Annotated in this window: 15 protein-coding genes and 1 pseudogene; 14 read left to right on the top strand and 2 right to left on the bottom strand. The window is 27.1% G+C overall.

The window, feature by feature from the left end; translation table 4 throughout:
• Window positions 1-3 precede the first annotated feature (3 nt).
• The 3 genes from STIUS_RS02675 to STIUS_RS02665 are packed head-to-tail and all read left to right on the top strand — an operon-like array spanning window position 4 to window position 5067.
• The gene (locus tag STIUS_RS02675) at window positions 4-2250 is read left to right on the top strand and encodes a PTS transporter subunit EIIC (protein WP_162649837.1); all 2247 of its coding nucleotides are present in this window, start codon (window positions 4-6) and stop codon (window positions 2248-2250) included.
• Window positions 2251-2269: 19 nt separating this feature from the next.
• Window positions 2270-2578, top strand: coding sequence for a PTS sugar transporter subunit IIB (locus tag STIUS_RS02670; RefSeq protein WP_162649836.1), 309 nt, complete (start codon window positions 2270-2272; stop codon window positions 2576-2578).
• 41 nt (window positions 2579-2619) lie between these two features.
• A complete protein-coding gene (locus tag STIUS_RS02665) occupies window positions 2620-5067 on the top strand; it encodes a PTS sugar transporter subunit IIC (RefSeq protein WP_162649835.1) in 2448 nt (815 codons plus the stop codon).
• Window positions 5068-5085: 18 nt separating this feature from the next.
• Here STIUS_RS02665 and STIUS_RS02660 read toward each other — a convergent pair whose 3' ends face one another.
• Window positions 5086-5739, bottom strand: coding sequence for a PD-(D/E)XK nuclease family protein (locus STIUS_RS02660; protein WP_162649834.1), 654 nt, complete (start codon window positions 5737-5739; stop codon window positions 5086-5088).
• A 226-nt stretch (window positions 5740-5965) separates the two neighbouring features.
• Here STIUS_RS02660 and infC point away from each other — a divergent pair, with 226 nt between their 5' ends.
• The 3 genes and pseudogenes from infC to rplT all read left to right on the top strand — a co-directional run.
• Window positions 5966-6562: a translation initiation factor IF-3 gene (gene infC / locus STIUS_RS02655; protein WP_162649833.1), complete on the top strand. Its 597-nt coding sequence runs from the start codon at window positions 5966-5968 to the stop codon at window positions 6560-6562.
• On the top strand, window positions 6528-6716 hold the full coding sequence (gene rpmI / locus STIUS_RS02650) for a 50S ribosomal protein L35 (RefSeq protein ID WP_162649832.1): 189 nt from the start codon (window positions 6528-6530) through the stop codon (window positions 6714-6716). The genes infC and rpmI overlap by 35 nt, the downstream gene beginning before the upstream one ends.
• Before the next feature lie 18 nt (window positions 6717-6734).
• A pseudogene (gene rplT, locus STIUS_RS02645) lies at window positions 6735-7085 on the top strand (50S ribosomal protein L20); the annotation flags it as partial.
• Window positions 7086-7921: 836 nt separating this feature from the next.
• Here the strand turns inward: rplT and trpS are convergent.
• Window positions 7922-8917: a tryptophan--tRNA ligase gene (gene trpS, locus STIUS_RS02640; protein ID WP_162649831.1), complete on the bottom strand. Its 996-nt coding sequence runs from the start codon at window positions 8915-8917 to the stop codon at window positions 7922-7924.
• Window positions 8918-8999: 82 nt separating this feature from the next.
• Here trpS and STIUS_RS02635 point away from each other — a divergent pair, with 82 nt between their 5' ends.
• The 8 genes from STIUS_RS02635 to STIUS_RS02600 all read left to right on the top strand — a co-directional run bounded on the left by STIUS_RS02635 (window position 9000) and on the right by STIUS_RS02600 (window position 24621).
• Window positions 9000-10214 (top strand): ABC transporter ATP-binding protein, encoded by a 1215-nt coding sequence (locus tag STIUS_RS02635; RefSeq protein WP_162649830.1) that lies wholly within the window; start codon window positions 9000-9002, stop codon window positions 10212-10214.
• Between the two features lie 2 nt (window positions 10215-10216).
• Window positions 10217-12514: a hypothetical protein gene (locus STIUS_RS02630; protein ID WP_162649829.1), complete on the top strand. Its 2298-nt coding sequence runs from the start codon at window positions 10217-10219 to the stop codon at window positions 12512-12514.
• Between the two features lie 682 nt (window positions 12515-13196).
• On the top strand, window positions 13197-13913 hold the full coding sequence (locus tag STIUS_RS02625; protein WP_162649828.1) for an ABC transporter ATP-binding protein: 717 nt from the start codon (window positions 13197-13199) through the stop codon (window positions 13911-13913).
• A complete protein-coding gene (locus tag STIUS_RS02620) occupies window positions 13876-15189 on the top strand; it encodes an FtsX-like permease family protein (protein ID WP_162649827.1) in 1314 nt (437 codons plus the stop codon). The genes STIUS_RS02625 and STIUS_RS02620 overlap by 38 nt, the downstream gene beginning before the upstream one ends.
• A gap of 189 nt (window positions 15190-15378) precedes the next feature.
• Window positions 15379-17100, top strand: a complete 1722-nt coding sequence (locus STIUS_RS02615; RefSeq protein ID WP_162649826.1) for a ribonuclease J — start codon at window positions 15379-15381, stop codon at window positions 17098-17100.
• A gap of 74 nt (window positions 17101-17174) precedes the next feature.
• Window positions 17175-20054, top strand: a complete 2880-nt coding sequence (locus tag STIUS_RS02610; protein ID WP_162649825.1) for a DNA translocase FtsK — start codon at window positions 17175-17177, stop codon at window positions 20052-20054.
• 58 nt (window positions 20055-20112) lie between these two features.
• Window positions 20113-21678 (top strand): excinuclease ABC subunit UvrC, encoded by a 1566-nt coding sequence (uvrC, locus tag STIUS_RS02605; protein ID WP_162649824.1) that lies wholly within the window; start codon window positions 20113-20115, stop codon window positions 21676-21678.
• Between the two features lie 24 nt (window positions 21679-21702).
• Window positions 21703-24621, top strand: a complete 2919-nt coding sequence (locus STIUS_RS02600) for a hypothetical protein (protein WP_162649823.1) — start codon at window positions 21703-21705, stop codon at window positions 24619-24621.
• Window positions 24622-24634: the final 13 nt, after the last annotated feature.

The raw sequence follows: 24634 nt of genomic DNA, 5'->3' as shown, positions 1-24634 counted from the left end.
ATAATGGCTGGTTTAGTTTTTAAGCAAAAGAAAAGAAATAAATTTCAGAAAAAAGCATCTTTGAAAAATAGGATGAAATTTTCTCGCGATGAAATTTCAAGATTAAAATCTGAAATTAGAGACATAAAAATTTCAGAAAAGTCTCGTGAGAATTTTTTTAAATCATCAATTAAAAACTTAATTTGAGAATATAGAATTGAAGAGAAAAAAATAATGCGAACTCGAGAGTTAGGTCCATTTGACAAGGAAAATGCTGTAAAACATTTAAACGAGGAAAAAGAAACATTGTTTAATGCTATGTCTGACAGTTTTGCTTCTCATATGAAAAATTATAAAAATCAGCAAGAAAAATTATCTGAAGAATTAAATAGAGAACTTATGACAATGGAGATCTACAAAGATCGTGTTAAAGAGTTATCTTATTCATGGGCAAAAACAAAGCGCTCATCATTGACAAGAAAACTGTTAAAAGATGCAAAAAATAATTATAAATTTGCCAAACAAACAACTCATTCTCGTGAAGAGTTCCTTAGAATTAAGAGATATTTTAAAAATAAAATTTATAAAATTATTACTGAATTCAAAGTAAGCAACCCTGATATTTCAAACGTAAATAGAAAAATCAGAAGAATGTCTACACATAAATTAAATAGACTAGAAACTCCAGATGATGAAAAATTATATAATTTACTTCTTGTTGTAAATGAAAATAAGTATGCTGGTGCAAAACAAATTACCGAATTAAAAACAGAACTTAGTGATTTAAAAGATCAATATACGTATATTAAGGGAAGTGTAAGTAATAGGGAAAAAATGAAGTATGCAACATTGTCTATTTCAAGTACAGCAGGAAAAGTTACAAATATTAGTTTTATATATGCTATTAGAAATGGTTATTTTGCATTAATGCCTTTAGTTCTACTTGGAGCTCTTGCAATATTTATGACTCAAATATTTTTTGATTATAATACTGGATTTATGTCTTTATTTATTGACGCAAATAATACCAATGCACACGATATAATCAATCAATTAAAAATTCCTTTTGATTTAATGTATAAGTCAACTTACGGAATGCTTGGTATATTACTATCTATATCGATAACTTATTCACTTGCGACATTTTATAAAATTAATAGAGTGTCTGCAATTGTTTCAACAATATTAGTATTCTTAATGATGTCTCCAAACTTTACACAAGATTTCTCAGTTTTAGGTACTCAAGGTATGTTTGTGGGAATAATAGTATCTGTGGTAACAACTAAACTATTTCAAATATTTTCGAGATCTAGATTATTCAATCCAATTGCCTTACGAGCTTACGAGAAAAGTTTAGCAACAGCATTTGTTAATGCAATATCAATATTTATTATCTGTATGATTTTTGCTGGTATTTCAGTTTCTATCTTATTCTTGGGAGAATATATCGGTCCTGTTAAGATTTTTGAAGAAGTAATAAGTATTACCTCTTTATATGACTTAATGCTATTGGCAGTTCAAAAACCTTTGGTTGGAATTGTTACTGGACCAATAGGTATGCCTATAGTTATTATGATGTGACAATTCTTATGATTCTTCGGAATTCATGCTTCAGGGCTACTTGCTACATTAGTTGAACCTTTACAATTACAAGCAATTAAAGAAAATATAGATGGAACGGGTGAAAATGTATTTACAAAACCATTTGTAGATATGTTTGGTCAAAATGGAGGTTCTGGAGCAACACTGGCACTTATAGTTGTAGTTCTTTTAATATCAAGAAGATTTGAATGAAAAACTATGGCGAGAATAGCAATAATTCCAGCCTTATTTGGTATTAATGAACCAATCTTATTTGGATTACCAATTATATTAAACCCAATATTCTTCATATCATTTATTCTTGCGCCAATTGCTGGAATAATGATTGGATATGTTGCAACTATAACTGGATTTATTCCATACACCACAGTAACTGTTCCATGAATTATGCCAAATATATTTGGTACGTTCTTGTCAACAGGTGGAAGTATAAACGCTATATTAGTTTGAATAGTTGGACTAACTAGTCAAATGTTTATTTATTTACCAGTTGTTCTAATTGCTAATAAAGCAATTGAAAAAGATGTTGTTCGAGAAATGATTAGAATCGAGCGTCGAGGACTAAATAGGTTTAGAAACGCATATGAAGAAGAACAAGAAACTATCAAAGATGAAAAAAATAAAGAATTGGAAAGACAATTCGATGAAAAACAAAAACTAAATGCTTAAATAGAAAGAAAAAGATGCAATGAAAAAATACAAATTCCTACTTACTTGCATGGCAGGTATGAGCACATCTATCGTAGTTAAAAAAATGTTAAACTACGCATTTGAAGAAGATTTAGATGTAAATATTAAAGTGTTTACTTTAGCTGAAGCTATAAGTGAATCTGAGGGTTACGACCTATGTTTGGTAGCACCACAAGTTGCTTATGAACTGAATAAATTACAAGATAACATGAAATGCAAAGTAATGTTAATTGATAAACAAGATTATGGTTTTATCGATGGTAAGTCAATCTTAGATAAGGCAATAGCCTTTTATGAAAAAGAATAAAAATAAATAATTTATAAAAATACATTGAAAAGGAGGTAAGTATGTTTCGAAGAGTTTCAAAATATAGCAATATAGAAAAAGCTTTAGTTGAAATAGATAATCTTTTAGAACAAAAAAAAGATTTAACAAAGAAAATTAAATCGATTAAATCTGAATTAAAAGATGCAAATGTTTCTAAATATTCATTGAAGCCAAGATTTAAAGAATTAAAAAATGAAAAAATGATAAATTTAGATAAAAACTTTAACATCAAACTTTTACGAGCAAAAGTCGAGAAAAAAGATATTAATAAAATTTACGATGACTATGAAAAAGAAAAAAAAGAAACAATAAATAGCTATAATGAAAAATACTTGAAACGTCTTGCCACTGTTGAAACAGATATTGATGAATTAAAGAAAACCATTAGCAATAATATTCATTTGAGAAAGTTTGTAATAGGAAAATATAATTTAAGTAAAAAATATTTTAATATACAACGTAGAGTTGTTTCAGACATTAAATATGAAGCTAAAATTAAATATTTTGAAGACAAATTTAATCATGAAGTAGAAGTTCTTGAACTAAAAAAGAATAAAAATATTCATTTAATTTCTGATGAAGAATATCTTGAAAGCTTTGCAAAATTAAAAAGTGAATATGAAATAAAAGAAAAATTAAATCTAGAAGAAGTTAAAGAAATTTCTAATACTTTTAAATCAAATAATAAGATGTCTATTAAATCAGATAATTTAAATAGATTAAATATAAAAATTTCAGAATCAATAAAAAAATATAAAAATTTAAAATCAAAAATAATTAGTAATTACAAAATTGAAATGAAAGAACAAAAATCAAAATTTGATTTATTAGTAGCTCAAGAAAATATTTCAAAAGAAAAGTTATTAGAATATAAATTAGATAAAAAAATGGCTGTTAAGCAAATTAAGTTTTCTAAATATTCAAGCTGCAAAATCTATAAAGATGATATTAAAGAGTTAAAGAATGAAAAAATGCAATATAAAGATTCTCTGAGATCAAATAAAGAAAAAATGATTATGAGATTTTATGTTGATGTAGAAACATTTCAAACAAGATTTAAAAGTCTTAATGCAATTAAACTTACGTTTTTAACCGTTTTTCCAATTATTTTATTAGGGGCTTTTACAACATTATTTTCAACTGTTATTTTTGGAACTGGTGATGGGTCTATAGTTGATATTTTTAGTATCACATTAAGTCATGAAGCTATTTTATGGTTATCAAGAATAAACCAATTTTTTACAGTTGTTGGGGCTGGAACAAATGGTATTATTGGTTTTTATATTGTTATAGTTATGTCATATAACGTGTCAAAAAACTATAATCAAAATGTTATTTGAGTTTCTACAATAACTTCAACAATTGCATACTTATTGTTATCGAATGATTTTTTAAGTTCACTTGTTGCTTGAGAAGCAGCGATGGGAACATCAGGAATGTTAACTGCAATTGTGCTGCCTATAGTTATTGTTAAGTTATTTTCTATGCTAGATAATGCTGAATCATTAAAATTTAAGTTACCACCATCAATTCCTGATGCAGTTGCTAAATCACTTAATGCTTTAGTTCCAATGTTTATATTATTAACATCTGTTTCTTTCTTTTCAATTGTACTTAGATTTACAACTCCTTTCTTAGATCCACTATTGGTGTATCTGCCAGGTAATTTTATTGCTCCGGGAACTAAGACTCTTGCACAATTATTAAGTTTAATGATAGCAATTCCAATGAACCTTTTATTTGAAGTTAATTTATTTTTAGGTGTGGCAATATTTATTACACTTACATCTGTAATTTGATGATGTGGGATAAACTCATCTGCAATTCTTGGTGCATTTATGTGAACTAAGTTTGGGGCAGGAGCACCAGATTCATCATTTAAAGATAGTTTCTTTGGTTCTCAACTAATGGATACCATAATCAATATTGGGGGAGCAGGTGGAACCTTTGCTCTGTTATTAATGGTTGCTTTCCTAACTAGAAGAAGTAACTGAAAAATGGTTACCAGAATTGCGTTAATCCCAGCATTGTTTGGAATTAATGAACCAATTCTATTTGGGTTACCAATTGTATTTAATCCAGTACTGTTTGCTCCATTCATATTGGCACCATTAGCAGCAGTTTGTCTTTATGTATTGGTTCAAGGATTTGGAATAATGGATATTAGTATTGATAAAAATGTAGTTGTTCCGTGAACAGCTCCACCAATCTTTGGTGCCTATTGAGCTACAGGTAGCTGAATGGGTGCTGTATTTGCAGCAATGGTAGTCGTAATGCAATCTATAATATACGCTCCATTTGTTCTATTGGATAATAATATTCATAGAATGCAACTTGATTTACAACCAGATGATAAAACATTCTCATTCAAAAAAGATGCGATGAAGATCATTGATGAACTCACGAAAACAGGTGAGTCGGCTAAGTTGGATGAATATGTTAATCCACAAGAAGAATATGTAGGATAAAAAAATAGTTCGTAAGAACTATTTTATTTTTTTAATTTCACATATTTTATTAAAGTCCATTAGTGAATCAGCTAATTCTCTTTTTGTAAATCCATATTGTGTACGGTGTCTAGTATTATAAATTGTAAAAGATTCTATTGAAGGCACATCTTCAAAGTTGTCAATAATTAACTTTTCATATAGCCTAAGTTGTAAACTCTCTTTTTCTTTATAAAACCTTGTTGTTGTTTTAAAATCAACTAAATGTCATAAATCATCGTTATCTTTATAAAGCAAATCAAAAGTACCAGTATAGTAATCATTTGCCATTGATACTTCAGAATAGTATTCAGTAATTTTGTTAATTTTAATAAATTGCTCTAATTGAGATTTTAATCAGCTATATTCTGTTTGGTGTGTCTTGTCTACAATATTGTAATAAACGTGCTTACATTTAGATTCTGTATCATATTTTATATATTCACTAATACGATCATGAACACACACTCCTTTGTCTATTGCTTGTCTTAGGATGTCTTTATCAATTTTAGTCTCAGGGAAAGGGTATAATAGGGAAACTAGAGTTGTTACACTAGGAATTTCATACGGTATTTGACTTTCTACATTTATATATTGATGTTTGTGTTTGCGAAGCTCAATTGTAGGGCTTCAGTAATATTCATTTAATTTCATATTTATATATTAATGATTTGTTACCGTTTTTTAAAAAATATATAAATATAAAAAGATATTGAGATATAATTAAATTGTTTAAAGCAAGAAGCAATCGCTCACCACTACATATAGGACGTGGTATTGAACAAGATTTAATTAATACAAAAAAGTAAGTTAATTAATTATTGTTTTTCTAAGTGTGCTGATTGCTTTAATCGCACACTTTTATTTTGGAGGAATCAACTTGAACCCTAACAACAACAATAACCGTAATCAAAAAGATGTAGAGCCATTAAATAAGGCAATTAGAGCTAGAGAAGTTTTAATAATACATGAAGATGGTTCTAAACAAGGACCAATTAACAAATTTGAAGCATTGAAATTAGCTGAAGAAAGCTCATTAGATATGTTGCAAGTTGGTCTACAACCTAATGGAGTAGCCATTGTTAAGTTCTTAGATTATGGAAAATATAAGTACGAACAAAAACGTAAACAAAAAGATCTTAAAAAGAATCAAGTACGTACTGAAAACAGAGAGATAAGATTAACTGTTGGAATCGGAGATCACGATTTAGAAGTTAAGGCTAAAAAAGCACGTGAATTTTTAAATGATGGAGATAGAGTTAAAGTATCACTTAAATTTAAAGGGCGTGAAATTGCTTATCAAGAATTTGGATTAAATACAATTAACAAATTTTTTGACAAAGTCAAAGACGTAGCTAAAGTTGAAAAAGAACCAAAATTAACAAATAGATTCCTAGATATGTATATCGTACCTAGCAAAATAAAATCAGGAGGTAAAAACAATGCCAAAAATGAAAACGAAAAAAGCACTAGCTAAGCGTGTTACAAAGAAACCTAATGGAACTTTAAAAAGAGGGCATGCATACCGCTCTCACTTAGCACAAAACAGAACAACAAAAGCAAAAAGACACCTAGAAAAATCAACTACTGTTCACCCAACAGATATGAAAAGATTGAAAGGTCTAATCTAATATAAGGAGACATAGAAGATGGCAAGAGTAAAATTTGGAAAAGTAACCAGAGCAAGAAGAAAACGTTGAATCAAACGTGCTAAAGGTTACTATGGATTAAAGAAAAATAGTTATAAAAAAGCTCATGAACAAGTACAACGTTCAATGGCCTACGCATTTGTTGGTAGAAAATTAAGAAAAAGAGATTTTAGAAAATTATGAATCGTACGTATTAATGCCGCAGTTAGACCATACGATTTAAGTTATTCAAAATTCATTAATGGTATTAAATTAGCAAATATTGACATTAACCGTAAAATGTTATCTGAATTAGCAATTCATGAACCTCAAAAATTTGAAGCAATTGTTATGATTGTTAAAAAAGCATTAGAAAACAAACCAGCTGTTAAAGTTAAACCAGTTGAAGCACCTAAAAAAGTAGTTAAAACCGTTGTTAAACCAGTTGAAGTTAAAAAAGTTGAGGCTCCAAAACCAGCTGCTAAACCAGTTGAAGTTAAAAAAGCTGTTACACCAAAACCTGTTGCTAAACCAGTTGAAGTTAAAAAAGCTGAACCTTCAAAGCCAGTTGAAACAGTTACTAAAGCTGAACAATCAGAAGCAAGTAAATTTTTAAAAGAAATGGAGAAAAAGTATGCAGAAGAATTAGCTGCAAAAACTCAATCTCCATCTGCTGCTGATATGGAAGCTAAGAAAGCAGCTGAAGCAAAAGCAAAAGAAGCTGCTAAAAAAGAAATTGAATCTAAAAAAGAGGCTGAAAAAAAATTAGCTGAAGCTAAGAAAATTCAGGAAAAAGCTAAATCAGAAACAGATGTAAAAGCAAAAGAAGCTGCTAAAAAAGCTGCTGAAAAGCTAAAAGTTGAAGCTGAAAAGGCAAAAGCTGCTGCTAAAAAAGAAGCGGAAGCTAAGAAAAATGCAGAAAAAGCTGCTGCTGAAGCTACTAAAAAAGTTGAAGCTGCTAAAAAAATCAATGTTAAAGAACTTTCAGCTGATGAAAGATCTAAATTAGATGGATCAGCATCAATTAAAGAAAAAAGAAGTGACTTACAAAAACACTCAAACACTACTAGAAAAATGGCTATAGAAAACAAACTATCAGCAAAATTACAAAAGGCAAACTTAAGAGACATGACTAAAAAAGAATTGATCATTTACATGCGTTCAATTTCTGACGAAATGTCAAAAAAATAGTTAAAATAAAAATCGGTTTATAGACCGATTTTTTCTTGTATAAATTTAAGCTTTTTATTGGCAATTTCATTTGCACGATTTTTACCTTTGTCTAATAATTCACGTAATTCTTTAGTCCCAACTAATTTAATAAACTTGGATTGAATATCAGCTAGTAATTCACCGACAACTTGACCAACCTCAAATTTTAAAACACCATAATTTTGGTTCTCAAAATGCTTGACTACTTCTTCAATTTCCATGTTTTTTAAAGAACTATAAATTGTTATTAAATTTGAAACACCAGGTTTATTTTCAGGATCGTATTTAATAAGGTTTTCAGAATCTGTAACAGCTGAATTTATTTTCTTTTTGGCTAGCTCGGGAGAATCAAGTAAGGAAATGAATGATTTTAAGTTATCAGATGATTTTGACATCTTTTTTGTAGGATCTTGTAGATCCATAATTTTAGCAGAAACAGTTGTTGTATATTCTTCTGGTATTGTAAATAAATCTTTACCATACTTGTTATTCATTCTTGTTGCAATATTTCTTGTTAGTTCAATATGTTGTTTTTGGTCTTTACCTACAGGAACGATATTTATATCGTATAAAAGAATGTCAGCAGCCATAAGTGTAGGGTAAGTTAATAATCCTGTAGGGATTGTTTCGGTACCATTACTAGATTTTTTAGCCTGCGATTTATCTTTAAACTGTGTCATTCGTGATAACTCACCAATTGTAGTATTACATCCTAATATTCATGCTAGTTGTGGATGTGCAGGTACTTCTGATTGAATAAAAATTGTAGTTTTATTTGAATCGAAACCACAAGCAAAATACAATGCTGATGCGTTACTTATTCTTTCTCTTAAGTCCTTTGCATTTCCTGGTGTTACTAATGCATGAAGGTCAGCTACAAACATATACATTTCACTTTCATCTTGTAATTCCAACATTGGTTTAATTGCTCCAATATAATTACCTAAAGTTATAGTTCCAGTTGTTGTTATTCCTGTAATTACTTTTTTCATATAAGGGTACCTCTTTTAAAAATATTATAGTCAAAAATATATATAATATATACATATTTAAAACTAATAGGATTTAGCGAGCATGTTTGACAATAAAAAAAATCAAAATGAACAACAACCAAGTAATGCTAAAAAGAGTGAATACTATGATGCGTTTGATATTAAAGAACAAAATGAATCTCATTTATATAGAAAACCGTATCAGCCTGACCCTACTGTAGCAATTCAAGACTATGAGTTTGGTAAAAGGGATAACTTAGAAATTCTTTCAGAAGTTCTTAAAAAAAATAATACCAAAAAACCAATTGACATCGATATGATCAAAACCATTGACATTAAAGACATTAAAGAAGAAAATAAATTAGTTGCATTAAAAAATAAAAGAAAAAATAGAGACAAAGTTGAATTTGTTGATGAATCAACAATTTCGGGAAGAAATATTGTAAGAATGAGATTAGAAACAAATCCATATTTTATTGTCTCTGGAGTTACAAAAGAATTTGGTAATGGCAGTGGTGTTAAAAATATTTCATTTTCAATTAAGAAAGGTGAAATGGTTGGTTTTATTGGAGACAATGGGACAGGTAAAACTACAACAATTAAACTAATATTTAATGAACTTAAAAAAGACTCAGGTTTTGTTTCTCTTGAAGGTAAACAACTAAATGAAAAAAATGCTTTAAGTAGAATTGCGTTTTTTCCTGATCAAAATAACTACCCAAAAAACTTTAATATTGTTCAATTTGCATATTACTCAGCGATGTTAAAAGGAGTTCATAAAAAAGAATTAGATAAGTATATTAATTTATATTTGGAAGCTTTAACTCTTAAGCCATATGCAAAAAACAAATTCTCAGACTTATCTGCTGGTATGCAAAAAAAAGCGTTATTACTTTCAGTGCTTGTAACCAATCCCGAAATCATAATTTTAGATGAACCAACAGCAAACCTTGATGTTTATTCTAGATTAGAATTTATGGGGGTTCTAAAGCACTTGAGTAAAGAACATAACAAAACAATTATTATTACATCTCATAATATTGATGAATTAAATAATTCTGTTAATAGGGCTATTTTATTGAAAAAACAAGATGGATATGGCCAATTAGTTTATGATGAATATTTTGACGTGAAAAATGAAGATTTGAGAAAAATTTACATTAAAGTAGTTGGCCGTGAAATTAAAGGTATTGATTATGACAAGATAAAAGAAGTTGAAGATGAAAAATATAATGCTAAATATGAAGAAGTATTTGGACGAGTTTTAGATGAAAACAAAATTAAAGGAGAAAAATAGTTATGTTTAATAATTATCCAATTTTCAAGAGAGTAGTTTTAAATCAAATTTATTCTAAAATTAATATTGTATTATTCTGCATATTTATCTTAGCCTTTGTAGGATCAACAGTTTATGGGATTATATCAGCAAACTTATCCATATTTGGATGAGTATCATTTGCTCTTCTTTTAATTTATGTGACATTTTTTAATCTTTTTTTTGTAGGTTCATCTTATAATAAGGACCTCGATTTGGGTGTCACAAATTTAGAAATAAGAAGTGGATATAAAAATGATAGTATATTTTTTCAGAGACTATTTGCTCAAAAAACGTATATTTTACCTATTGAAATACTTTTCTTCTTTATTTGGTTTTTTTTGGGTTTATTCTCAGGTGTGTCATATATCCAAATGTCAACTGTTCAATTAGTCTTTGGTATGTTAACAATATTTATCTATGAAGTACTGATTTCGAGTTTTTTATTGTTATTTGCATCGTTTAGAAATGCTATTGCAACAACATTTTTTGGTGTTATCATAGGTATCTTATTTGCTGTAATGCCTTTATTCGCAATACTTGATTCTTATGTCAATAGTAATGTTGTAATGAATGAACAAGAGTTTAGTAAAAAAACAATGCAAAAATTTGCAATATTAGATGAATTTGATCAAATAAGAAATGACCATAAAAATGAAAATGGAATTATTGATAGTCAAGTTTCAATAGTGTTTCCAAAAGATACAAAAAATTCAAAAGATAAGACTTCAAGTTTTTTTGAAATGTTTACTTTATATGATGATTATTTCTTACATGATGTAAGAGGGACAGGTACTGCGGTAATTGTTAAAAATGTAAAACAAAATTATGATATCAATAATGAAAGAGATAAGTATCCACCAGAATCTACAGCGACATTTATGTCTAGAAGTTATGTAAATGATTTAATTTATAATGGTTTGGCTGCAGAACTTATTGAAAATAAACTTCCACTTATTACATCAACAAGTGATGAACACTTTTTCAATGATTTTATTAATAATGAAAAAAATAAAACATACAAAGATAAGTATTTAAAATTAATAAAAAATAATAGTGTTTTAAATTTTATTAATGTTATTAATAATCTAGATAAAAAATTTATTTCTGACAAAGAATCAAGTTATGAAAATTCATTTTTTACTTTAGATTCAAATAAAAATAAAAGATTTACTGGTGCAACAGGATTTGATAATTTTATTTATTTTCTAAAAAACCAATCTTGAGCAACAAGTGAAATGAATGAAATAATTGATATTGTAAATCAAACAGCAAAATTTTCATATGTTAATTCTTATGAAACTTTTAATCCAAGATCTTCAATATTTGATATTGGTGGGAGTAACTCTGATAACTTAAATATAAGTGCAGCAGATACAAACTTGTGATTAACTACAAATGCTAATGACACTGAAAAAAAATGATTAGGTGTTTCTTCAGATGGAGCACGAGTATTCTTTAAAGTTTATTTTGATATTTTGAGAGAATATATAAAAAATGATGCGCCTCAATATAATATTGGAAATATTAATAGTGATGATCAACTTATAGATCCAGAAACATACTTGAAAAAAATGAGAACTAAAATGCTAATTAATCCAGGTATGATGTTTACTTCATTATTTTATAATTCTGGTTACAATAAAGTATTTCAAAATAGTCAAAATGATTTTTTTAATCCATTTGTAACATATGTATATGGTTTTGATGAAAGCATTAAAAATACAAATAATATTAATAACTATTTAAATTTAGTTCCAAACCCAAATGGTAGTGGACTTGCTGATGTTCTTATGTGAGATTTAGATAAAGATCCAATTGTAAATAAAGGTGATTTTATAAATAAAATGAAAAAATTAATTACATATAATAGTGGTTCATTAAAAGATGATCAAATTGATTTTAAATTTATAAGATTGTTAAATTCACCCAATAAATTAATTTTAAATGGATTAGTGGCATATTCAACTGATGATAAATGATTTGGAGAAAGAAACTTTAGTGTTCAATTTAAAAATGGTAGCGATGATAGTTTATCTGCAACTCATAAAAAATTAATTGACGATGATATAGAAGATTCTATAAAAAAAGATCCTACAAAAAAATTAAATGATGAAAAACCTACTAAGGCTGACATATATAAATTTGGTAAAAATGATGGTCAATTAGAATATATTGGTTCGACATTTAATGTCTGAATACCATTATCTATTTTAGTTATAAGTGCAGGTGTTTTACTTGAGTTATCTTGAGTTATCTTTAATAGAAGAATTATCAAATAAGTAATTTATGTATAAAATTAATAAAACAGAAGGTTATTAATAGAACCATATGGTTCTATTTTTTAATATTTATAATATTAAAAACTAATAAAAACTTTTTTTCATTATCGCTTTGGGAAGCAATAAAAGAAAATGGTTTGATATAATTTATAGACACTGAGGTAATTATGAACTTGAAATGCGATAAAAATAAAATTAAAAAATTATTCATTTTAATATTAATGATTTTACTTATGTCTTTTAATTTTTTATTGTTAATACCTTTATTTATTGTGTATAAAATTGTTATATTTAAACCTACAAAAAAACCATTAAAAATTTTAGCTAAATATAGTTTTTTAATCGTGTTTTCACCAGTAATTTTTATTTTGTGATGATTAATACTAATGTGTATTTCACTTTTTATTATTTCTATAAATTTAATTTTAATTATAAATTTAATATTAATTGCTTATTTATACTTTGCTTTTTTTGACAAGGTGATTATATTTATAGTTAAAAATTTTTTAACGATAGAACGATATTTCAATAGAACGATATTTAGTTTAAAAAAATGACTTGATAACAGTTATTTAATTATAGTCTCCAAAATTAATCAGAATAATAAGTTAACCATTAATAAGGTAATTGCTCCTCCAAAATTAAGTATTTAAATATCAAAAAAAACTTAAGGAGACAACATATGACGAACAAGTCAATAATCATTTCATTGGAAAATGTAACTAAAAATAATATATTAAAAAATATAAACCTATCAATATCAAAAGGCAAAACGGTTGCTATTATGGGTTACAGTGGATCAGGTAAAACGACTTTATTGAATTTGATGTCTGGATTGGATGTTCCAGATACAGGATCGATATGAGTTAATGGTACTGTCATAAATTCAATCAAAGAACCAAAACTTACAGAATTTAGATCAAAAAATATATCATATATTTTTCAGGACTATAAATTAGTGGATTATTTATCAATAACTGAAAACATATCTCTAATTCAAGATATAAATAAAATAAAAATTGATGCAAATAAATTAGCAAATATTTGTGAAAAATTAAATATAAAAAATTTATTAAATAAAAAAATAAGTCAACTTAGTGGTGGACAAAAACAAAGAGTAGCAATTGCAAGAACTCTAATTGGTAATAATGATTTAATTTTTGCTGATGAACCAACTGGCGCATTAGACATGATGACTAGAGACATCATAATAAAGGAATTGATTAGCAATTCTAGAGAGTTTAATAAAACTCTTGTAGTTGTAACACACGATCCAATGGTTGCTAAATGGATGGATGTGGTAATTTTTATTGATGAAAAAAAAGTTGAATCAATAAATGAAAAAATGGATGTTAAAGATATTGAAGCAAAAATGGAAACATTATTCAAAAATGTTTAGAACTGCGTTTCAACAAGTAAAAAGAAATTGAAAAATTTCTTTATCAACATTTTTTATAATTTTTTTAGCTTCAACATTTATATCAACATTTCTAAATATATTTATATCAACATTAGCTATGAAAGAAGAGGAATCTAGTGCTTCAGGATTTACAGTAATATATTTTGCTATGGTTTTTTTGATATCAATAATAATGGTCAAAATAACAGCAAGTACGAATTTTGAATTAAAGAGAGATCAGTACTATGATTTTAGAATATTGGGATTTAAGAATAGTCAAATTCGTAAAATAATATTCTATGAAAATATTATATTTATATTACCGTTTATAGTTCTTTCTTATATTATTTCATTTCCGTTATCAAAAATTTTTATAAATCTATTAATAAATGATCAAATTTTAAAAGAGTCATTTAAATTAGTTATTAACCCAATTCAAGTTATAATTTATATTTTAGTTGCAACTTTATTTGTATTATTTTTATTGTTTGTTTCAACTTCAAAGATTAATGTAGTAAATACAAAAAAAATTACTTCAAGAAAAAATAAAATTATTTTCATAATAGTTTCTATAGTTATTTCACTATTGTTAATGGCATCTTCTATAGGAATTTATTTATCAAATCCAGAAATAAATGGAGCAACATATTTATTTGGAGGATTGTTTTTAATATTATCAATTGCCTTTATAATTAAGCCTTTATCAAAATTAATTTTTTTCTTATTAACTATAATATTTTGTAATAGTAAAAGTACAGTGTTTAGTTTAAAGGAATTTGATTATTCAAAAGACAAACTATTAAACATTTCAATTATGTACATAATAACTGCCTTTTTTGCTTCATATTCATTTTCTTTTTTAGATTTTGGAAACCAATTTTCAAGTACATATATCGAAACTGACCCAAATCAAATTTATGCAAATGGACTTGCATTCTTGGGAAAAATAATTGTTATTGTGGTTGGTGTTTATTCGTTAGCAATGTCTATATCAAGTACATCAATTTATATAATTGAAAACATCAATACCTATAAGACACTTATGATAATGGGTTATAAGAAAAATGGTATTATTTGACATATATTTAAACAAGCAATTTTCCTATGTGTAATTACAACATTTTTTGCGTATATCCCAACTTTATTTGTAATCATTTCTGTTGATAAAAAAGTAATACTTGATTTGGTTTGACTGTGAATCACAATTCCAATATTTGTAGTAGGGACATTTTTAATTACTGCAATATTAATTTTGATTCCAAGTATTAAAAAATAAATAATATTTAAATTAATATGAATTTGAGACAATAGAAAAATATTTATACTAAGATTATTAGCTTATAAGCTCTAAGAGACATAATTTATCAATTAATTGCAATACTTTATTTTCATTTTCATTTTTGTATAGTAGAATATTTATAACATTAATTCGATTACTTAAAAATTAAATAAAAGGAGTTACACAATGAAAGAAATTAATTTTTTTGCTCTTGGTGGGCAAGATGAAAAAGGTAAAAATATATTCTGTATCGAAATAGAAAATGAAATTTATATATTTGACTGTGGTTTGAAGTACCCAGAAAAAACACAACTTGGGATTGACCAAGTAGTTCCTAACTTTACATACTTAAAAGAAAATGAGGATAAAATAAAAGGGGTGTTTTTATCAAATCCATCAATTTATAATGCTGGTGGAATAGGTAATCTTTTAAAAGAACTTCCAAATGTTACTGTTTACTGCAGTGAAATTGCAGTTGATTTATTAAGAGACAGAATCACAAAACAAAAAATTAAGCATAATGCTAGTTCATATAAAACAATTAAAAATAAGGATGCAATTAAATTTGCAAATGCTGAGATTCATGTGTTTAAAGCAACAGCCTCATTTCCAAATACATTTGGTTTTGCAGTTGTTACTGATCAAGGAACTATTGTATATATGGGTGACTATATGATTCAAGCAAATTCGGAATATTCATTTGAAGCTGATACTCTTTGAGTAAATGATTTATCAAAACAAGGTATATTAGCGTTTATTAGTGACTCTGAATATGCTGAAAGAATTGACTTTACAATGCCAAATCATAGAATCCAAAAATACATTAAAGGTCCTATGAAGGATTTATCTTCTAGATTAATTATTGGTATTTTTGAAGAAGATATTTATAAAGTTTATGAAATTATAAAAGAAGCAAAAGATGCTGGAAGAAAAGTTGGAGTCTATGGTAAGACAATGTTTAACATTGTTAATTCAAAATTAGTACAAAAAGATTTAGACTTACAGCCTGGAGATATTATTCCAACAAGCGAAATTGAAAAATATCCAAACTGTGTTGTTATTATTAACGGAACAGGGGATGCTCTTTATTCTAGACTTGAGAAAATGGCCCATGAAAGTGAAGATTTCATTTCATTTAATGAAAAAGACTTTATCATTCTTGCAACACCACCAATTGCAGGTGTTGAAAAAAGGCATGCTCAAACACTTGATGAACTAGCTAGAACTAATGCTAGAGTAATGTCTTTATCTGACAGAACTCTTTGAACAATGAGAGCTTCATTTGAAGATATTAAGCTAATGACTCATATTTTTAGACCAAAATATTTCATACCAATTAAGGGTTTATTTAAAAATTTCTTGTTAGCTGAAAAAGCAGCAATTGAAGCAGGAGTTAATGAAAAAAATACACTGCTGATAAGTAACGGACAAATTTTAAAAGCTACCAATGGAAAAATAGTATTTGGTAATAAGAAAATTAAAGCTGGAGATTCATTTGTAAATGCTATTGGGGCTGGAGGAGTTTCTTCGGTAGTTGTCAATGAAAGACACCAGTTGGCATCAAATGGTGTATTGGTAATGGGAGTTAACATTGACTTAAAGACTAAACAAATTGTTTCATTGATTGACATTCAAATGAGAGGATTAATTTATGTGTTTGAAGATTCACCAATTTTTAAACTTACACAAAAATTGGTTGCTGATGAGTTATTTGTAGCAGCTGCTGAATTTAAAAAAGATCCTAAAACTTTTAGTTTGGATGAAATTAAAAAAACATTACAATTTAAAATCGGAACAATTGTTAAACAAGAAACTGGTAAAAAACCCATAGTATTGATAGCTATTAATGAGATTGATGAATCAAAGCATTACAATCCAAAGCCGATGACAAATAATAATAAAAAATAAACCCTATAATGGTTTATTTTTTTTATCATTTATAATATATAAATATGATACTAAAAAATTTGTAGGAGAAAATGATGAATAATAACACAAGTAACATGAACAACAATGATCCAAATGACTATACAATGGCTTTTAGTGTTAATAGAACACAAAAAAAACCTGATTCAATTAAGTGAATTGTTTCATCTTTATTAATACTATTTGTCACAATAATGGCAACATTTAGATTGACTATGATAGGAAGATTTATTGATGAAATATTTTTTGCTTTTCCATTTGGATGATTTAAGTACGCAATTTATTTAATACTTTTTATTACAAGTATTTTAATATTTTGTGGATTAAAGATTAAATTTAAAAAGAGATTTTTATTTATAGTTGCAGTCGTATTTGTTTCAATTTGCTTCTTAATATCTTCAACAATTTTTTTCATAAATTCATTCATAGATTATGGTAATGAATTTAACCCAATGTATAATAAGTTTTGAGACAAAAACATATTTCAAAACTCATTTGATTTATATACAAAACATTGATTAGACAAATCATTATTTTCAAAAACAAACCCTCCAAAGAGTTTCTTTATTTCAGAAAGTGGAACATTTTGAAATGCTTGAGCTGGTGGAGGAGTTATTGGTACTTTCTTAACTGGTGTATTTTCATACCTAACAACACCAATTGCTTGAATTATTTCAATATTAACTTTTGTTCTAACAATAATTTGGATATTTTTTGGACACCCTTTATACTGATGACCTGGTAAAAAATGAGGACCAAAATTTAAAGAAAGAAAATATAAGCGTCTTAAAATTTTGTCAGTTAAATCAAAAATAAATGGTTCTTCAAAAAGAGGTGGAATAGTTAATGTACTTAATTTACGTGGAGATATTGACAACGAAGAAGTTGCATCAACATCAAATGCAAGTGATATAACAATTGAATTCCCTAGTTATACAAAAAATAAAAATAATAACTTTGACAATGATATGGATTTTGATGACTTAGGTTTTATTGCAAGTGCTTCAGCTCCTAGTTCTATTGTCTTTAATAGTGCTAAACAAATAGATAGTGGATTTTTAACTGAAAGAAGTGATTACTTTGATAATAATGACTCTGAATTTTATTCATTAAAAGATAATACTCAGAGTCTTAAAAAAACAAAAGAAATTAATGTTTATGAAAATTTAGAAAAAAAAGTAATTTCAACATCAATTTCAACACCATCAAAAAAAGTTATTACTAGTGATGAGGGATATTCAATAGATACATCTATATCTCCAATGCAAAAAAAATCAGTTGCTAAGTCTGCAAATCATCCAGGTCAAACGTCATTAGATAGTTTCTTGATGGAAGTAGAAGAAGAAAATGTTGAAATAAAAGAAATTGAAGATCAATACAAAAATAGAAATTATAGTTCTCCAATTATTAAATCAAATCCAATAAACCACATTCAACAAGAACCAAAACAAGTTGCTTCAAAGGTTGAAGTTAAACCAAAAGAACAAGAACCAATGTTTGTAAATAAATCATATATCTTACCTCCAATGAGCATTCTTGCAGAAGATAAAAATAGTGCAAATGCAATGGCTTCACAGGTTGCTGAAAATGAAATTAAAGCAGCAAATATAAATTTATTGTTACAACAATTTAAAGTTGATGCAAGAATAACTCATATCAATACTGGTCCAACAATCACTAAATTTGAAATTACCCCAGCACCTGGAACACGTGTTAACTCAATTACTAAATTAGAAAATGATTTAAAATTAACATTAGCCTCTCAAAATGTCCGTATAGAAGCTCCAATTCAAGGTAAAGCGGCTGTAGGTATAGAAGTTCCAAATACTTCACCTTTAGCTGTTCCTATGAAAGGTGTAATAGCCAATCCACCTTTAAACAAAGCAAATTCAAAGTTATTATTTGCAATTGGTAAATCAGTTACTGGAGAAGTGTTATTTGGTGAATTGGATAAAATGCCTCATTTACTTGTTGCTGGATCAACTGGATCTGGTAAATCAGTTATGATTAACGGATTAATTGCTTCAATATTGATGAGAGCAAAACCTCATGAAGTTAAATTTATTATGATTGACCCTAAAAAAGTTGAACTTGCAGCGTATGCAAATATTCCACATTTATTAACTCCAGTTATTAATGATATGTTGTTAGCAAGCAATGTTTTAAAAAAAGTTATTAATGAGATGGATAGACGTTATATGTTATTTACTCAAAATGCAGTAAAAAATATTGAAGGTTTTAATAACAAACAAAAAGATATCACAATGAAATTACCATTTATTGTTGTTATTATTGATGAGCTTGCTGACTTAATGATGACAGGAGACAGAAAAGGTGTTGAAGAGGCAATTATGCGCATAACACAAATGGCCCGAGCAGCGGGGATTCATTTGATTGTAGCAACACAAAGACCATCAGTTGATGTTCTTACTGGTGTTATCAAATCAAATATTCCTACACGTATTTCATTTGCAGTAACTTCACAGATTGACTCACGTACAATTCTTGATCAAGTAGGTGCTGAAAAACTAGTTGGTAGAGGAGACATGTTGTACATGCCACCTGGATCGTCATCATTATTACGTGCTCAAGGAGCATACATATCAGATGATGAAATTGAAAAAATAGTTGAGCATTGTGCTAAACAACAAAGACAAATGTTTGACGCTGAATATGAACAAGAAGAAATTTCAATGTCACAAGATGGAAGTTCGTCTTCACAAGGAGGAAGCTCAAATTCTGATCCAATGCTTAAAGAAATTATTAGGTTTATTGTTGATCAACAAAAAGCTTCCACTTCGTTATTACAAAGAAAATTTTCAATCGGTTATAACCGTGCAGGAAAAATAATTGATCAGCTTGAAGAAGAAGGAATTATTGGACCTCAAAATGGAGCAAAACCTAGAGAAGTTTTCTTAAAAAAAGAAGATCTTTAAAAGATATTTAATCTTAGATTAAATATCTTTTTTTATTTAAAATAGTATTGGAGATAAAATGATTGATTTAAAAAATATTTCTGAAAAGCCTGGTTGCTATTTATATTTCAATGAGGACAATAAAATAATATATATTGGTAAAGCAAAGAACTTGAAAAAGCGTGTTAGCCAGTATTTTTTAAAATCTCAAAATTACAAAACATCTAAATTAGTATCAGAAATAAGTGATATAAAAACAATGATTTGTAATAGTGAAAAAGAAGCCTTACTACTTGAAGAAACTTTAATTAAAACACATAAACCAAGATATAACATTGTTTTAAATGATGACAAATCTTATCCCTATATTTCAATTACAAAATCAGAAGACCCTCAATATGAATATCACAGAAATTATAAATCTAAAAAATATCAAAATACATTTGGTCCATTCCCAGAGGGTACAAGTGCTAGGAGAATATTGAATATTTTACAAAGTATTTATCCGCTAAAAAGATGCAAAGGCAAAACTGGTATTCCGTGTATCTATTATCATATTGATCAGTGTCTTGGTGGTTGTTTTAAAGTTGTCTCAAAAGAAATTTATGATAAACAAATAAAAAATATTAAAGAATTCTTTAAAGGCAAAACTAATAATGTAGAAAATATTTTAGTAACTAGAATGAATAAAGCGGCAAGTAATTTACAGTTTGAACAAGCTCAAAAAATAAAGGAAATGATAAATCATATTGGTTTTTTTGTTCAAAAACAAAATGTATTATTAAAAGAAAACAAAGATAGACATGTTATCAACTTCTTTGCAAATGATACACACATTGTATTTACAATATTATTTTATTTAGGTGGTAAATTTCAACATACATTTCAAGAATCGTATGAGTTAAATGGACAAGAAATCGATGAAGCATTTGAAAGCTTTATCACTCAGTTTTATTCAAAAAATATGAAACCTGATATTGTGACTATACCAACTGAACTTGTAAGTGAAACATTGGTAGAGTTATTTAGTATTAATGATAAAGTCACAATGGTAGAAAAAGAACTTTTGAAGTTAGCAAAAACAAATTCTGAAGAATTTTATAATTCAAATAAAGACTCAATAAATTACAATACACTTACAGAATTGAAACAAATTATTGGTATGAAAAAATATCCTCATACAATTGAAATTTTTGATATTGCAAACTTATCAAATGATGTAGTAATTGGAGCTATGGTTGTTTATAAAAATAATGTTCCATCAAAAAAAGACTTTAGGAAATGAAATATCGATATTGAAGAAAAAGGTGACTATAATCGCATGAAAGATATCTTATATAGAAGATATCAAAAGAAATTAATAAATAAATCTGAATTACCAGATCTTATTATTGTTGACGGTGGAATAATTCAATTAAATGCTGCAAAAGAAATTCTACGAGATTTAGAATTAGATATTTTTGTTATTGGACTCCAAAAAAACTCTAATCACAAAACAGATACAATAGTTATTTCAGAAAATATAATGATAAAATTAAACTATAAAACTAATTTGTATAAGGTATTATATTCTTTTCAAGAACGCGTTCATAATTTTGCAATTACAAATTATAGAAATAAGCATGAGAAAAAAATATTCAAATAAAAACAGTTTTATTTAGGAGAGAACATGAAAAAATTATTAAAATTATTATTCATTTCTACAATGGCTACAATTCCGTTATCAAGTTCAATAATTTTAACGGCTTGTAATTTTTCTTTGGGCGATACAGAAATTGCTATTTCGGGTGTAAATAATAATGCAATTTATATTGATGCGCAGGAAGATCCTACAAAACAAGGAGAAACAAGTTCCCCTCGTTCAAATAATAAAATAGTAGATATTAAAATTAAAAATCCTCTAAAAGGGTATGTTATTAGATGAAAAATAACAGGTAACGATATAGTTAGAGAGGCAATAGAAGGTGGAGAAGAAAAAGCTCAATTAATTGGAATTTCAGAAATAAGTAATGAGCCAGGTAGTTCTAATGTGAGTTTAAGAATTTTTTCTGATACATGAATTTCTAAGGATATTGAAAATGCAACTATTGATTTTGAATATTGAAATGAAAGCACAAAAACTTCAATAGTTCCAGACATTAAAAATAAGTCATTTAACGTTCAAGTTCATCAAGTAGAAGTGAAAAAGGCTTTAAATCCAGTTGATATTTCAAATATGAAAATTCCAAAAAATAATGTATATAACTTTGATCCAACAAATGATTTAGCTTTAGTAAACAAAGAAACATTTTTGAGTAATTATGTTGTTAATTTGATTAATAGAAAAATTACATATGATGGTACAACTCGATATGATTTTGAATTGGGAACGCACTATGATATATTTTTAAATGGTGTGAAATGAGAACAAGATCAAAAAAATGTTCAAAAAATTGTTGATAATTTTTATAATCTCGATTCTGATAGCAAAATTACAGTTTTAGTCAAATCAACTGGAAAATCAACTCCAGATAATTGAACTGTAAAAGGTGAATATAGTTACTTTATAAAACATGATGAAAATTCAAAATTGGCTCCAGCTGAACCAGGTGGTCGTAGTCCAGAAGATGAAGATAGAAACTATAAACTCGACGAACTATCAATAACAAATTATAAATATAATTTTAAGGATATGGATGACGATTATAAAGTTGATTTTCCAATTAATTATGTAAAAAATTATATAGAAGATATTGTTTCTGAATTTTCACAAAGCGAATTAAAAGCTGGTATTCACTATACTGTTATGCTAGATAATGGCGAAACTTATTATGAAAATTTTTGAGATGATAAAGAACAACAAGAAGCTATTTCGTCATTTTTTAAAAAAATAGAAGAATATGAGGTAAAAGAAGAAGTTGTTAACTTTAAAATAGAACCTATTGCCAATAAAAAGTCTTCAATTATTGTAACTGGAGAAAAAGGTTTTTCTTTTATACATAATGAAACATATGTTTCCGCGCCAAAATACCCAGGTAAATCAGCACAAGAGGATTGAATTAGTATTCCTTTTAACTTTATGTTTGAGGGGGCAAAAATAGATCTTTCTAAAATGGGTGGGCAAAATAAAGATACAACACTTTTAAAACAAGGTCTTGGTGGATTGATATTGGATCAACCAATTGTATTATCAAGTAATGCAGATATTAAATCATCAATTACTAAGGGTTTTGATGTTTTTCATGGAGAAATAACAAAACCAGAAACAATTGAAGAATTTGTTATAAATAAACCAATTGGTAATAGTAATTTTGATAATAATATTGAATTAAGAAAAAAATTTGCAGAGATAATTAAAGACAAAAATAATTGAACAATGAATTGGTGGAAACATATGGGAGAGGCTGGAACAGTAAAACCGGGAAAGATACCAGATAATTTTAAATCAAATCAAATATCTACTATTTCTTATGCTTTAACTGTTTCTGCAAAAAAGGAACTTGAATCGCTTAAAATACTGCCTCGAACTGATTCTTTCCAATTTCCTATGTGAGTTAGCATAGAAAAAAACCCAACTGAAAAGTGAGATGACTATTTTGGTCATCAACATTTTTTAGATCATTATACAAATAATTATATGGGTTTAATTGTAGGGAATACGAACGAATTTATATCTAGAGATAATGAAGTACTACCAGAAGAAGAATTAGAATATAATAGTTATGAAAATATTTTAACCCAACAAGCTTTGGGGACATTTAATAAAGGAGGTATTCCAATTACAGATCCAAACCATTATTTGACTAGTGGTGCAGACTTTTTAATGGGTCCTCATGATAAAAATAAATATTTTGATTTTACGTTACAAAAATCAGATAGATTTAATGAATTACCAGATACTAAATCATTTAAAAATATTAGAGCAATTTACGGTAATGATATTTTAAAAAAAGTTACAGAGATATGAGCTAGAATGATGTTGAGTAACTATCAGGGATCAAATATTCCTGCCAATCTTAATGCCAAGATGGAACAAAAACAAGTTAGAGTTAACTATGATAAAGATTGAACGGGAAATCCAGGTATTACTAATAATACAAAGGTTATTGAAGTAGGTGATAAACTAATTGCTGAGACTTTACCAGAAAAAGATAAGATTCAAGTAATTGATAATGCGTACTTTTTGGACTTAACTTCTGAAATAGGGTTTTCATCTCATTCAGGATCAGGGCCAATGCATGAAATTGATTTTGCAAATAACGAAGTACAAAAAAATATGTTTAATAAAATTTTATTAGATGGAAATAGTGTTCCTAAAGATATTGAATCATGAGGATTTCTTGATAAAAATAATGTTGTTGGTGCAACTAAAGAACAAGAACAAAAGTGATTAAATTACAATGTATATAATATTACAAATAACTTATTTCATAGAAACTCACTAACTATACCAAGTTTTAAAGCAGAGCAAGTTGAAATTTTTGAGCAGGGTAATACAAATGATAATGCTATGTATTTACATGTCAAAACTTGAGATGTTTATGGAAATTCATCTGAAATGTATGACAAATCGATTAGACACGTAATAATTAAAATTAATAAAAAATAACAAATTGATAGAA

Origin of the sequence: Spiroplasma sp. TIUS-1, assembly GCF_010365785.1 — a bacterium.
GTDB lineage: Bacteria > Bacillota_I > Bacilli_A > Mycoplasmatales > Mycoplasmataceae > TIUS-1.
The sequence above is the reverse complement of the archived record's forward strand: the minus strand, read 5'-3'. Positions and strand labels throughout refer to the sequence as shown.